Annotated in this window: 10 protein-coding genes and 1 pseudogene; 4 read left to right on the plus strand and 7 right to left on the minus strand. The window is 60.6% G+C overall.

What is annotated here, in order from left to right; translation table 11 throughout:
- The 5 genes and pseudogenes from J7302_RS27205 to J7302_RS25890 form a co-directional block, all read right to left on the minus strand.
- A pseudogene (locus tag J7302_RS27205) lies at window positions 1-238 on the minus strand (ISL3 family transposase); the annotation flags it as partial.
- A gap of 149 nt (window positions 239-387) precedes the next feature.
- Complete coding sequence (locus J7302_RS25875; protein WP_215381636.1) at window positions 388-2,763, minus strand: efflux RND transporter permease subunit; 2,376 nt, start codon at window positions 2,761-2,763, stop codon at window positions 388-390.
- Window positions 2,764-2,781: 18 nt separating this feature from the next.
- Complete coding sequence (locus tag J7302_RS25880) at window positions 2,782-3,870, minus strand: WD40/YVTN/BNR-like repeat-containing protein (protein WP_215381641.1); 1,089 nt, start codon at window positions 3,868-3,870, stop codon at window positions 2,782-2,784.
- Window positions 3,871-4,248: 378 nt separating this feature from the next.
- Window positions 4,249-5,634, minus strand: coding sequence for a cysteine--tRNA ligase (gene cysS, locus J7302_RS25885; RefSeq protein ID WP_215381644.1), 1,386 nt, complete (start codon window positions 5,632-5,634; stop codon window positions 4,249-4,251).
- Window positions 5,634-7,301: a glutamine--tRNA ligase/YqeY domain fusion protein gene (locus J7302_RS25890; RefSeq protein WP_215381645.1), complete on the minus strand. Its 1,668-nt coding sequence runs from the start codon at window positions 7,299-7,301 to the stop codon at window positions 5,634-5,636. The genes cysS and J7302_RS25890 overlap by 1 nt, the downstream gene beginning before the upstream one ends.
- A 121-nt stretch (window positions 7,302-7,422) precedes the next feature.
- Here J7302_RS25890 and J7302_RS25895 point away from each other — a divergent pair, with 121 nt between their 5' ends.
- Window positions 7,423-7,917 carry a peptidylprolyl isomerase gene (locus J7302_RS25895; protein WP_215381646.1) on the plus strand — a complete coding sequence of 165 codons (495 nt, stop codon included), beginning with the start codon at window positions 7,423-7,425 and terminating at the stop codon, window positions 7,915-7,917.
- Window positions 7,914-8,636, plus strand: coding sequence for a UDP-2,3-diacylglucosamine diphosphatase (gene lpxH, locus J7302_RS25900; RefSeq protein WP_215381647.1), 723 nt, complete (start codon window positions 7,914-7,916; stop codon window positions 8,634-8,636). The genes J7302_RS25895 and lpxH overlap by 4 nt, the downstream gene beginning before the upstream one ends.
- A 168-nt stretch (window positions 8,637-8,804) precedes the next feature.
- On the opposite strand, the gene miaE is transcribed toward lpxH, so the two are convergent.
- Window positions 8,805-9,407, minus strand: coding sequence for a tRNA-(ms[2]io[6]A)-hydroxylase (gene miaE, locus J7302_RS25905; RefSeq protein WP_215381648.1), 603 nt, complete (start codon window positions 9,405-9,407; stop codon window positions 8,805-8,807).
- A gap of 204 nt (window positions 9,408-9,611) precedes the next feature.
- Here miaE and J7302_RS25910 point away from each other — a divergent pair, with 204 nt between their 5' ends.
- Entirely contained in the window at window positions 9,612-10,475 is an 864-nt protein-coding gene (locus J7302_RS25910) for a universal stress protein (protein WP_215381649.1), read from the plus strand.
- A gap of 48 nt (window positions 10,476-10,523) precedes the next feature.
- Here J7302_RS25910 and J7302_RS25915 read toward each other — a convergent pair whose 3' ends face one another.
- Window positions 10,524-11,000, minus strand: a complete 477-nt coding sequence (locus J7302_RS25915; RefSeq protein ID WP_215381650.1) for a DUF1289 domain-containing protein — start codon at window positions 10,998-11,000, stop codon at window positions 10,524-10,526.
- A 401-nt stretch (window positions 11,001-11,401) separates the two neighbouring features.
- Between J7302_RS25915 and J7302_RS25920 the strand changes: the two genes are divergently transcribed.
- Window positions 11,402-12,958: bifunctional aconitate hydratase 2/2-methylisocitrate dehydratase (locus J7302_RS25920; RefSeq protein WP_215381653.1), on the plus strand; the 1,557-nt coding region annotated here is incomplete at its 3' end.

Here is a 12,958-nt window from a genome sequence, read left to right on the forward strand (position 1 = left end):
CAGTCGACGCGACGCACCGGCAGTTGCAGCAGGACGCGCTGATCCTGCAGGTCACGATCCCGCACCTGGCGGATGTGCTGCTGCTCGTGGATCAACAGGTTGGGTTTGGCACGCGGCTGCAAATCGGGAAGCGCTCGGCTTGGGGTTCAAGACTGATCAGCAGGGTGTCGTGAGTGGATTGGCGACAGGCGACGACCTCGTAGCCTGGCCAGAAAGGGGCCAGATCAACAGGATGCACGGCGACAGCAGGGGGTGGGGGTTGGGATGTTTGGCGATTGCCAATTTACCCACTTCCCCGACTGTCAACTCGCTCTTCCCCCCCGATTCCGCAAAGAACCTAAAAAAACCGCGGCCCAGAGCCGCGGTTTCTTCGTCGAGCTATCAGGCTCAGTGGGCTAACAATGAACCACCGACCTTGCCCGCCAGCTTCTCGGGCTTGATCAGGAACCGTGCCAGCGCCGGCAGCAGCCACAGCGCACCAAACATGTTCCAGAGGAGCATGAAGGTCAGCATCAAGCCCATATCAGCCTGGAACTTGATCGCCGAGAAGATCCAGGTTGCCACGCCAATCGCCAGGCACAGCCCGGTGAACAGCACGGCCTTACCTGTGGACTTCAGGGTCTGGTAGTACGCCTCTTGCAGCGGCAGGCCCGCGCGCAGGAAGCTTTCCAGGCGGCTATAGATATAGATGCCGTAGTCCACGCCAATACCCACACCCAGCGCAATGACTGGCAGGGTCGCCACTTTCACGCCAATGCCCAGCCAAGCCATCAGCGCGTTACCCAGCACGGAGGTGAGGATCAGCGGCAGCACGATGCACAGGGTTGCAGCGATGGAGCGGAAAGTGATCAGGCACATCACCGCCACACAGATGTACACCAGGATCAGGATGGTCAGTTCAGCCTGGGCGATCACCACGTTGGTGGCCGCCTCGATGCCCGCGTTACCGGCAGCCAGGAGGAACTGCAGGCCCTCCTTGTTGTGCTCCTTGGCGAACGCCTCGACCTCTTTGACAGCGCGGGACAGGGTTTCGGCCTTGTGGTCGTTGAGGAAGATCAACACCGGCGCCAGCGAGCAGTCGGAGTTGTACAGGCCTTCTGCACGGCTGATCGAGTTGTTCAGCACGTCCTGATTGCGCGACAGGGTTTCCCATTTCAGGTTGCCCTCGTTCATCCCTTTGATCACCTGCTTGGAGACGGTGACCATGGAGATGGCGGACTGCACGCCAGGAGTGTTCTCCATCTTCCACATCAGCTCGTCCACTGGCGCCAGCGCCTCATGGGTCGAGCAGCCCTCAGGACCGGTCTTGACCATGACCACCAGCACATCGGAACTGGTGGAGTAGTTGTTGATGATGAAGTTGTTGTCCTGGTTGTAACGGGAATCAGGACGCAGCTCGGGGGCCCCCTGGTCCAGGTCACCGATCTTCAGGTTCTGGCTGTACCAGAGGCCACCACCGAAAGCGATCAGCGCAATGACAACGGAGATCGGAGCCACCACAGGGTGAGCAAAGTTAGATAGCAGGCGCCAGAACGGATGATCGCGTACGGCGTCCTTCTTGCTCCGCTCGATGGCCTTCTTGCTGATGCCCACATAGGAGATCGCTACGGGCAGCAGGATCAGGTTGGTGAACACGATCACTGCCACGCCGATGGAGGCGCCAATCGCCAGCTCACGGATCACACCGATGTCGATGATCAGCAAGGTGATGAAGCCCACCGCGTCCGCCAGGATGGCTATCATGCCCGGCAGGAACAGTTGACGGAACGTACGACGTGCCGCCGTCAGGGCGTTGTCGGCATCACTGGACTGCAGGGCGATACCGTTGATCTTCTGCACGCCGTGGGAAATCCCGATGGCGAAGATCAGGAACGGCACCAGCATCGAGTAGGGATCGAGACCGAAACCGACGCTGTGCATCAGGCCGAGCTGCCAGACCACCGCCACCAGGGTGGTGGACAGCACGGCGATGGTGCTGCGGATACACCAGGTGAACCAATAGAGCAGCACCAGGGTGATCAGGAAAGCGATGCCGAAGAACACCACCACCATGATCAGACCATCGATCAGGTCACCGACCTTCTTGGCGAAGCCCACCACGTGGACCTTCACGTTCGGGTTCTGCGCCTGGTACTTCTCGCGAATCTTCTCTTCCAGCTCATGGGAGAACTGGCGGTAGTCGAGCTTGAGCAGTTTGCCCTGGTCGTTCGGGTCCGGGTAGGACTCGAGCAACGGCACGTCGATGATGCTGGACTTGAAGTTGTTCGCCACCAGACGACCGATCTGGCCGGACTTGAGCACATTGTTACGCAGATCTTCGAGAGTGGCCGCGGAACCATCATAGGTCTGTGGAATCACCTCGCCACCGGCGAAGCCTTCTTCCGTCACTTCGGTCCAGCGCACACTGGGACTCCACAGCGACTTCAAGCCCGAGCGATCGACGCCAGAGATGTAGAACACCTCGTCATGGATCTGTCGAAGGGTCTCCATGTACTCCTTGTTGAAGATGTCGCCGTTGACCGCTTCCACCGAGATACGCACGGTGTTGCCGAGGTTGGCCAGGTCATTGCGATGCTCGATCATCTTCTGGATGTAGGGGTGATGCAGCGGGATCATCTTCTCGAAGCTGGTCGAGGGCCGCACTTGCAGGGCCTGCCAGAATAGGAAGACGCTGACCAGCAGGCAGATGATGATCACCGCCGGCCTGTTGTTGAAGATCAGACGCTCCAGGAAGGTCGCCTTGTCCTGGTGATGGGTACTCATAAAACGCTCCCGCCTTTCTTATAGTTGGCCCAGCTCGGCGCCGGTCGGTGATGCCACACGCACACCGCCCTGTCCCACCAGGATCAGGTTGCCCTTGTCGTCGGCGATGACGCCGGCCAGCGACATGCGATCAGCGCGATTGACCACACTGAAACTGCGACCGCTGTCATTGCTCTTGAGGACGCTACCGCCGTGGCCGACCACCACAAGGCTGCCATTGGGCAGCAAAGCGCCCCCGGACAGTCCGAACTCCAGCTCGCCACCGGTGGTTTTCAAAGGGATGGTTTCCCAAGTGTTTCCGAAGTCGGCAGAGCGGAATAGATGGCCACGCAGGCCATAGGCAATCACCACGCCGGAGTCGGCCGCCCCCAGAACGCCGAACAGGGAGCCCTCATAGGGGCCCTGGATGCGCTCCCAGGTTTCACCCCAGTCCGCGGAGCGGAACATGCTGCCCATCTCGCCGACCACAAACAGACCAGAGTCCTTGACCGCTGTGATGGCGTTGAGGTGGTACTGGTCCTCGTTGTCGAGGCGGTCACTGACGTCTTCCCAGTGCTTGCCGCCATCTGCGGTGGTCAGCAAGGCGCCGTAGGCCCCCACGGCGAAACCGGTGTTGGTATCCTTGAACCAGACATCCAGCAGCGGGGCTTCACGCTGCAGGTCTTCGAATTGCAGCGTCCAGGTAGCGCCACCATCCTCGCTCGCAAGAATCTGCGCGTCGTGCCCAACTGCCCAACCCTTCTTGTCGTCGATGAAGTAGACAGAAGTCAGCATCTGGCGAGTCGGCACCTTCGCCTGGCTCCAGGACTTTCCATCGTCATCGGAGTACAGGATGTGGCCACGATCGCCTGCAGCCACCAGGCGCTTTCCGGCATGAACGACATCCAGCAACAGGCTGCTGACGGCCTTGGGAGATTCGATTGAGGAAGACGAAGCATCGGCGGCAAGCGCGGATGCGGTGATTGGCACAGCGGCAACGGCGACGACGGACAGCACACTGAACAGCGAGAGCGCTTTGGCCAGCGGCGAGTGGAAGCGAAACGTCGGCGCGTGGAAGGAATCCACAGGCAGGCCGAACTGGGTGCGCCGCATGACGGGCTCACTCATACACCTTTCCCCTTTTTGTTATAGGTAAAGCTGCCCAGGGAGGCAGCAGCGACCTAATCCTAGCCAGCTTTGGAAAGGCTGCACAATCAGCGGGACGTTATGTTTTGTTAAGCAAGAAAGACGCTGTGTAACCGACAAGACAATTCCAACTCGGCCCGTCGGAGGCGCAAAGCACAGGGTGGGTCATGCTTCAGCGATCCATGCTGCGGCCAGTGCGCGGCGGATTGATGACACATCGCCGCCCAACACTGGGGGCAAGTGATACCGGCAGCCAAGAAAAAAGGCCGCTAGGAGTAGCGGCCTCTTGCTTGGTTCTGCGTGGACATCTGCCCGAGCCGCGGACCTGACAGGAACAGACCCCCGCAGGTCACACCGCACTCAATCAGCCAAACGCCAGGTGGTGCCACCCTTGCTGTCCTCCAGGACAACGCCCATGGCCGTCAGCTGATCGCGAATCCGGTCGGATTCCGCCCAGTTCTTTTCCGCGCGGGCCTGGAGGCGAGCCTGGATCAATGCTTCCACCTCGGCCGCATCCACCTTGCCCTCAGCCCCCGCACGCAGGAATGCGTCCGGCTCCAGTTGCAACACGCCGAGCAGGCCAGCCAGCTCCTTCAGCCGGGCGGCCAGGGCGGCAGCAGCTTGCAGATCGGTATCGCGCAGTCGGTTGACCTCACGCACCATCTCAAAGAGCACCGCACAGGCTTCAGGACTGTTGAAGTCATCATCCATGGCCGCACCGAAGCGCTCGACGAAAGCCTCTCCGCCTGCCGGTGCCGCATCAGGCAGCCCTCTCAATGCATGATAGAAACGCTCGAGCGCGCCTTTGGCTTCCTTGAGGCTTTCCTCGGAATAGTTGATGGGGCTGCGATAGTGGCTGGACACCAGCAGATAGCGAACCACTTCCGGGTGATACTTTTCCAGCACTTCGCGAATGGTGAAGAAGTTGCCCAAGGACTTGGACATCTTCTCGCCATCTACCCGAACGGCACCGGCGTGCATCCAGGCCTGGGCATAAAGCTTGCCAGTGGCCGCCTCGCTCTGGGCGATCTCATTCTCGTGATGCGGGAACACCAGATCCGGGCCACCGCCGTGGATATCGAACGTTTCGCCCAGGCAGCAGGTGGACATCACCGAGCATTCGATGTGCCAACCGGGACGCCCCGGCCCCCACGGTGACTCCCAACTCGGCTCGCCAGGCTTGGCGCCCTTCCACAGCACGAAGTCCAGCGGATCTTCCTTGGCCTCATCCACCTCGATACGGGCACCGATGCGCAGATCCTCGATCTTCTTGCGCGACAACTTGCCATAGCCGACGAACTTGCCGACCCGGTAATAAACATCACCGTTGCCGGGCGCATAGGCGAAGCCCTTGTCGATCAGGGTCTGGATCATGGTGTGCATGCCGGCGATATGGCCGGTGGCACGTGGCTCGATATCCGGACGCAATACGGAAAGGCGTGCCTCGTCCTCATGCATCGCAGCGATCATGCGCTCGACCAACGCCTCGAACGGCTCGCCGTTCTCGTTGGCACGTCGGATGATCTTGTCATCGATGTCGGTGATGTTGCGCACATAGGTCAACTCAAAGCCGCGGTGACGCAACCAGCGCGCCACCACGTCGAAGGCCACCATCACACGGGCATGGCCGATGTGGCAGAAGTCATAGACCGTCATACCGCAGACGTACATGCGCACCTGATTGCCCACCAGGGGCTTCAGCCCTTCCTTGGTCTTGCTCAGCGTGTTGTAGATCGACAGTGTCATCATTGGCCCCAGGAGTCACGCAGGGTCACGGTACGGTTGAACACCGGCTTGCCGGGTTGCGAATCCTTCAGGTCGGTGCAGAAGTAACCTTCGCGCTCGAACTGGAAGCGGTCTTCCGGCTGGGCCTGAGCCAGGGACGGCTCGGCACGACAGCCGGACAGTACCTGCAGAGACCCCGGGTTGATGTTGTCGAGGAAGCTACCGCCCTCCTCCGACTTCTCCGGGTTAGCCGAGCGGAACAGGCGATCATAGAGGCGAACCTCGCACTCCACGCTGCCCTCGGCAGGCACCCAGTGGATCACGCCTTTGACCTTGCGTCCTTCCGGGTTCTTGCCCAGGGTGTCCGGGTCATAGCTGCAACGCAGCTCAACGATGTTGCCGTCGTCATCCTTGATCGCCTCATCAGCACGGATGACGTAGCTGCCGCGCAGGCGCACTTCGCCATTGGGTTCAAGGCGCTTGTAGCCCTTGGGCGGCTCTTCCATGAAGTCTTCACGGTCGATGTACAGCTCACGGGCGAACGGCAGGACGCGAACGCCCATGTCTTCCTTCGGATGACGTGGAAGTTCGAGATTCTCCACCTGACCTTCCGGATAGTTGGTGATCACCACCTTGAGCGGGCGCAGTACACACATGGCGCGCGGGGCCGTGGCATCCAGATGATCACGGATGCTGAACTCGAGCATGCCGATGTCCACCACACCGCTGGCACGGTTGACGCCGATCATCTCGCAGAAATTACGGATGGACTCGGGCGTGTAGCCACGACGGCGATAACCGGACAGGGTGGACATGCGCGGATCATCCCATCCGCTCACATGCCCCTCGTCCACCAGCTGCTTGAGTTTGCGCTTGCTGGTGATGGTGTAGTTCAGGTTGAGGCGCGAGAACTCATACTGGCGCGGTTCTGCGGGCACCGGCAGGTTGGCCAGGAACCACTCGTAGAGCGGACGATGGTCTTCGAACTCCAAAGTGCAGATGGAGTGGGTGATGCCTTCGATGGCGTCCGACTGACCATGGGTGAAGTCGTAGCTCGGGTAGATGCACCATTTGTCGCCGGTCTGATGGTGATTCGCGTGGCGGATGCGATAGAGGATCGGATCGCGCAGGTTCATGTTCGGCGACGTCATGTCGATCTTGGCTCGCAACGAACGGGCACCATCGGGGAACTCGCCCGCCTTCATGCGTGCGAAAAGGTCCAGGTTCTCTTCTACCGAGCGATCACGGAACGGGCTGTTCTTGCCTGGCTCAGTCAGACTACCGCGGAATTCGCGTGCCTCTTCCGGGGACAGGTCGCAAACGAAGGCTTTGCCAGCCTTGATCAGCTCTACTGCCCAAGCATGCAGCTGGTCGAAATAGTTGGAGGCATAGCGCACTTCGCCGGCCCACTGAAAGCCCAACCACGTCACATCGCTTTCGATGGCATCGATGTATTCCTGGTCTTCCTTGGCCGGGTTGGTGTCATCAAAGCGCAGGTGGCAGTCGCCGCCGAACTCCTTGGCCAGGCCAAAGTTCAGGCAGATCGACTTGGCATGACCGATATGCAGGTAGCCGTTGGGCTCCGGTGGGAATCGGGTGACGATCTTCGTGTGCTTGCCGGCATCCAGATCGGCCTGGACGATCTGGCGCAGGAAGTTGGAGGCGGCGGGAGTCTCTGGCTTGCTCATGGTGTCCTTGGTCATGCTGGTGCGCGGCTCAGGGTAGGCCGGCCAAATCAAAGCGCTTATCATAGCCGAAGCTGTCAATCCCCTGACAGGCCTTGGATTTCTCGACAGAGCGAATACCCCAATGATCAAGCTGCACACCAACCATGGCGTCATCACCCTGAAACTCTTTGAAGACAAAGCCCCGGAAACCGTGGCCAACTTCAAGGAATACGTGAAGTCCGGCCATTACAACGGCACCATTTTCCACCGTGTGATCGGCAACTTCATGATCCAGGGTGGTGGTTTCGAGCCGGGCATGAAGCAGAAGCCGACTCGCGCGCCTATCAAGAACGAGGCCAACAACGGTCTGTCGAACAAGGTCGGCACCATTGCCATGGCTCGCACCATGGAGCCGCACTCGGCTTCTGCCCAGTTCTTCATCAACGTCGCTGACAACAGCTTCCTCAACCACAGCGCACCGACCGTCCAGGGCTGGGGCTACGCCGTATTCGGTGAAGTGGTCGAAGGCATGGACGTAGTGAACAAGATCAAGGCCGTCTCCACGACCATGAAGGCTGGCCACCAGGACGTACCGGTCGACGACGTCATTATCGAGAAGGCCGAGATCGCTGAGTGATATTGCTGATCTCCGATCTGCACCTTGAAGAGGAGCGCCCGGACATAACCCGGGCGTTCCTTCATTTCCTGCAGAGGCGCGCGCCCCAGGCGGAAGCTCTCTACATCCTCGGCGACTTCTTCGAGTCCTGGATCGGTGACGATGCCATGACCTCCTTCCAGCGCTCGATCGCCCAAGCGCTCCGTCAGCTTTCCGACACCGGCACCCGCATCTACCTGATGCACGGCAATCGCGACTTCATGATTGGAAGCGCCTTCTGCCGCGAGGCTGGTTGCACGCTGATCCCGGACCCGAGCCTGGTCCAGCTGAACGGCGAACCCGTCCTGCTGATGCACGGCGACAGCCTGTGCACCCGCGACGAGGCCTACATGCGCCTGCGTCGATGGCTGCGCAACCCTGTCTCGCTGTGGATACTGCGCAACCTGCCGCTGAGAACCCGCCACAAGCTGGCCCGGAAGTTGCGCAATGAAAGTCGCATGCAGACCCGGCAGAAAACGACCGAGATCACCGATGTCACTGTCGAAGAGATTCCGAAGATCCTCCGCGAACATGGCGCCAGGACTCTGATCCATGGCCACACCCACCGCCCGGCATGCCACGACTTTGCTCTCGACGGCCAGCCTGCGCGGCGCATCGTGCTTGGCGACTGGGATCGACAAGGCTGGGCCCTCCAGGTAGACGAACAAGGTTTCCAGCAAGCGCCCTTCAGCCTCGCCTGATTCGCTCGATACCGCGCATTGGTGCCGACCCACGTGGCAGCATGTCCGCACAAGAAGGTGCGAGTCAGAAGGACACCTTTCATCGCCAGGAATGAAGAAGCGCCCACTTGGGCGCTTCCTTTTGAGCAGCTGCCGACTGTCAGCGCGACGGGCCTGATGCCCTGAACCTCAAGCGGGCACGCCGCTGTGGAAACGGAATTCGCTATCCGGCGACTCGATCAACTCTCGCTCGACCGCGCAGACCTTCTCGATCACCAGATCGACATCAGCCGCGTCCCCGTATTGATAGGCAAGCTTCAGATAACCCTGAAAATGGCGGGCCTCGGACCTCAATAACCCACCGTAGAACTTGCCAAGGTCCTCATCCAGATGAGGCACAAGCGCCTCGAAACGTTCGCAGGAGCGCGCTTCGATGAATGCCCCCACAACCAGGGTATCGACCAGCTTCTGTGGCTCATGTGTGCGTACCACCTTACGCAGGCCGGACGCATAACGCGCGGCAGAAACCGGCCGCAGGCCAATCTTCCGGCGCTTCATGATCCGCAGCACCTGCTCATGATGTACCAGCTCCTCGCGGGCCAGTCGCGACATGAAGTTGATCAGATCCAAATGAGTGCTGTACTTGGCAATCAGGGCCATCGCCGTCGAGGCTGCCTTGAACTCGTTGTTCTTGTGGTCGATCAGCATGGTCTCCTGATCGGCCAGCGCGGCCGCCACCCAGGCGTCAGGCGTACGGCAACCAAGAAAGTCATGAATTTCAGGCAAGGTCACTGGCGGGTCTTCCGTTATGCAGATGCGTCACTGATTCGACGGAGCGGGAGTTCTTGACTGCTGGCCGCTCCCGCAAAGGCGGAGCATTATACGAATGCGAGTCGCAACGACCAGTCCGGCGCTCTGACATATGTCAAGAACACCAAAGCTTGATCAGTACTACATTTGCTTTGGCTATAAGCCATCGACAGGGAGATGAGGACCATGCAAGCCATTCGCAGCATCCTGGTAGTACTGGAACCGGACCGACCAGAGGGCCTTGCCCTGAAGAGGGCGAAACTGATCGCTAATGTCACCCAGTCGCACCTGCACCTGCTGATCTGCGACAAGAAGAGCGACCACAGCGCCTACCTCAGCGACCTGGCAGCCTCGCTCACAGCCGAGGGTTTCAGCGCCACCACCCAGCAGGACTGGCTGGACAACCTGCACCAGACCGTCATTGCTGCACAACAGGCAGAAGGCTGTGGCCTGGTGATCAAGCAACACTATCCCGACAACCCGCTGAAAAAGGCACTGCTGACACCGGATGACTGGAAGCTCCTGCGCTTCTGTCCCGCCCCGGTCCTGATGGTCAAGACGGACCGCCCCTGGACCGGCGGCGTAATCCTGGCTGCTGTCGATGTGGGCAACAGTGATGGCGAGCATCGTACCTTGCATGCTGGCATCGTCAGCCACGGCTACGACATTGCCAGCCTGGCCCAGGGCACCTTGCACGTGATTTCCGCGCACCCCTCGCCGATGCTGTCGGCGGCCGACCCGACCTTCCAGCTCAAGGAGACCATTGAGGCACGCTATCGCGAAGAATGCAGGGCGTTCCAGGCCGAATTCGATGTCAGCGACGAGCGTCTGCATATCGAGGAAGGCCCAGCCGATGTCCTCATTCCTCACATTGCCCACAAGCTACAGGCAGTGGTCACGATCATCGGAACCGTTGCGCGGACCGGCCTCTCCGGAGCCCTGGTCGGCAATACGGCCGAAGTGGTGCTCGACACGCTGGAAAGCGATGTACTGGTCCTGAAACCTGACGACATAATCAGCCATCTCGAGGAACTGGTAGCCCAACGCTGACAATATGAAAAAGAGAGCCGCCCATCGGGCGGCTCTCTTTTTAAAGCGTCAAAGACGAATTTCCATCCTTTCCCTAAGAAAGCGCGGAGCGATGTAACGCTCGTAATGTGCCTCGGAGAGCAGGAAAAACTCCCGATCAATGGCCTCGCGAAGATTTGGCAAGGCCCAGTCACGAAACTCGGGAAGCAGCGCAACCCCGTAAGCATCCAGACGATTGATCACCCGTGCGGCCCTGGCAATCAGCTGGTAGGCCCAGCAGTAAGGCGACTGTTCAAGCACGAACCGCACCTGATGCTGCTCGAGCTGCGCACGCAGGCGCGAAGGGTCGAACACTTCCAGCTTGGCGGTCATGACCTGCACCAGGAGAATCTCAAGACGTCGCCATACCGCGCGCTTCTCTTCCTCGCCATAGAGATTCCAGTTCACCACTTCGTGATGAAAGCGCTTGCAGCCCCGACACACCAGGTCGCCATAGACAGTGGAGCAGAGGCCGACGCAAGGCGTCTTGATTCGCTGGTTGGACATGATGATGGCAGGTTCGGCGGGTGAATCAGGCGCGCCATCTTAGCCCTTTGTCTAATCGGGGTCACCCATGGCGAGGAGGGGGTTTTGTCTTAACTTTGCCGAACCTTTCCAGTAGAATCAGCCCGCCATTTAAGGCGCCGATATCCGTTGGAAGCTGTTTTCAAAGCGTCACGAGCACAGTTCATCCGGCAGGAAAAATTGGCGCTGGCCCCCTCACTTGAGGTGTCCAGCGCCAGCCCTCATCAGGCCTTCCTGACGGCGTAAAACTTTGAAAACAGCTTCTCGATGGAGGCCGCCGAAACCTTGGCCAGACAGCTCACAAAGCTGTGCGGCGCATGCGTTCGGCGGATTCCTGGATGAGCGCCCTGGAAGAATCCAGGGCCACTGATGAGGGTAAAACTGTGCTTGAAGCCTATCGCAAACATGTAGAAGAGCGTGCCGCCCAGGGCGTTGTGCCCCAGCCGCTGAACGCCGAACAAACCGCAGGCCTGGTCGAACTGCTGAAGAACCCGCCGGCCGGCGAAGAGGCCTTCCTCCTCGACCTGATCACCAACCGTGTTCCGCCGGGCGTCGACGAAGCCGCCTACGTCAAAGCCGGTTTCCTCTCCGCTATCGCCAAGGGCGAAGCCAACTCCCCGCTGATCAGCAAGGCCCGCGCCACCGAACTGCTGGGCACCATGCAGGGCGGCTACAACATCGCCACCTTGGTCGAACTGCTGGACGACGCCGCACTGGCCTCTGTCGCCGCCGAGCAACTGAAGCACACCCTGCTGATGTTCGACGCCTTCCATGACGTCGCCGAACGCGCCAAGCAAGGCAACGCCGCCGCCCAAGCCGTGCTCAAGTCCTGGGCCGATGGCGAGTGGTTCGTCAACAAGCCCGCCGTGCCGGAAAAAGTCACCCTGACCGTGTTCAAGGTCCCCGGCGAAACCAACACCGACGACCTGTCCCCGGCCCCGGACGCCTGGTCCCGCCCGGATATCCCGCTGCATGCCCTGGCCATGCTGAAGATGGCCCGCGACGGCATCGAACCGGCCCAGCCCGGCGCCATCGGCCCGCTGCAGCAGATCGAAGCGGTCAAGGCCAAGGGCTTCCCGGTCGCCTACGTCGGTGACGTGGTCGGCACCGGCTCTTCCCGCAAGTCCGCCACCAACTCGGTGCTGTGGTTCTTCGGCGACGACATCCCGTTCGTGCCGAACAAACGCGCCGGTGGCTTCTGCTTCGGCACCAAGATCGCCCCGATCTTCTACAACACCATGGAAGATGCCGGCGCCCTGCCGATCGAGTTCGACTGCACCAACCTGGCCATGGGCGACGTCATCGACGTCTACCCGTACGAAGGCAAGGTCGTTCGCCATGACAGCGGCGAAGTCGTCACGACTTTCGAACTGAAAACTCCGGTGCTGCTCGACGAAGTCCGCGCCGGCGGCCGTATCCCGCTGATCATCGGTCGTGGCCTGACCGAGAAGGCCCGCGCCGAGCTCGGCCTGGGCGCTTCCGACCTGTTCAAGAAGCCGGAGTCCCCGGCTGACAGCGGCAAGGGCTTTACCCTGGCGCAGAAGATGGTCGGTCGCGCCTGCGGCCTGCCGGAAGGCCAAGGCATCCGTCCAGGCACCTACTGCGAGCCGAAGATGACCACCGTCGGTTCCCAGGACACCACGGGCCCGATGACTCGCGACGAGCTGAAAGACCTCGCCTGCCTCGGCTTCTCCGCCGATCTGGTGATGCAGTCCTTCTGCCACACCGCCGCCTATCCGAAGCCCATCGACGTCAACACCCACCACACCCTGCCGGACTTCATCAAGACCCGCGGCGGTGTGTCCCTGCGTCCGGGCGACGGCATCATCCACAGCTGGCTGAACCGCATGCTGCTGCCGGACACCGTCGGCACCGGCGGTGACTCGCACACCCGCTTCCCGATCGGCATCAGCTTCCCGGCCGGCTCCGGCCTGGTCGCC

Origin of the sequence: Metapseudomonas boanensis, assembly GCF_018704125.1 — a bacterium.
Lineage (GTDB): Bacteria > Pseudomonadota > Gammaproteobacteria > Pseudomonadales > Pseudomonadaceae > Metapseudomonas > Metapseudomonas boanensis.

Coding starts and splice junctions, on each gene's coding strand:
- J7302_RS25895 (WP_215381646.1), top strand. CDS start 7,423: ATGATCAAGCTGCACACCAACCATGGCGTCATCACCCTGAAACTCTTT.
- cysS (WP_215381644.1), bottom strand. CDS start 5,634: ATGACACTGTCGATCTACAACACGCTGAGCAAGACCAAGGAAGGGCTG.
- J7302_RS25910 (WP_215381649.1), top strand. CDS start 9,612: ATGCAAGCCATTCGCAGCATCCTGGTAGTACTGGAACCGGACCGACCA.
- J7302_RS25875 (WP_215381636.1), bottom strand. CDS start 2,763: ATGAGTACCCATCACCAGGACAAGGCGACCTTCCTGGAGCGTCTGATC.
- J7302_RS25890 (WP_215381645.1), bottom strand. CDS start 7,301: ATGAGCAAGCCAGAGACTCCCGCCGCCTCCAACTTCCTGCGCCAGATC.
- J7302_RS25915 (WP_215381650.1), bottom strand. CDS start 11,000: ATGTCCAACCAGCGAATCAAGACGCCTTGCGTCGGCCTCTGCTCCACT.
- J7302_RS25880 (WP_215381641.1), bottom strand. CDS start 3,870: ATGAGTGAGCCCGTCATGCGGCGCACCCAGTTCGGCCTGCCTGTGGAT.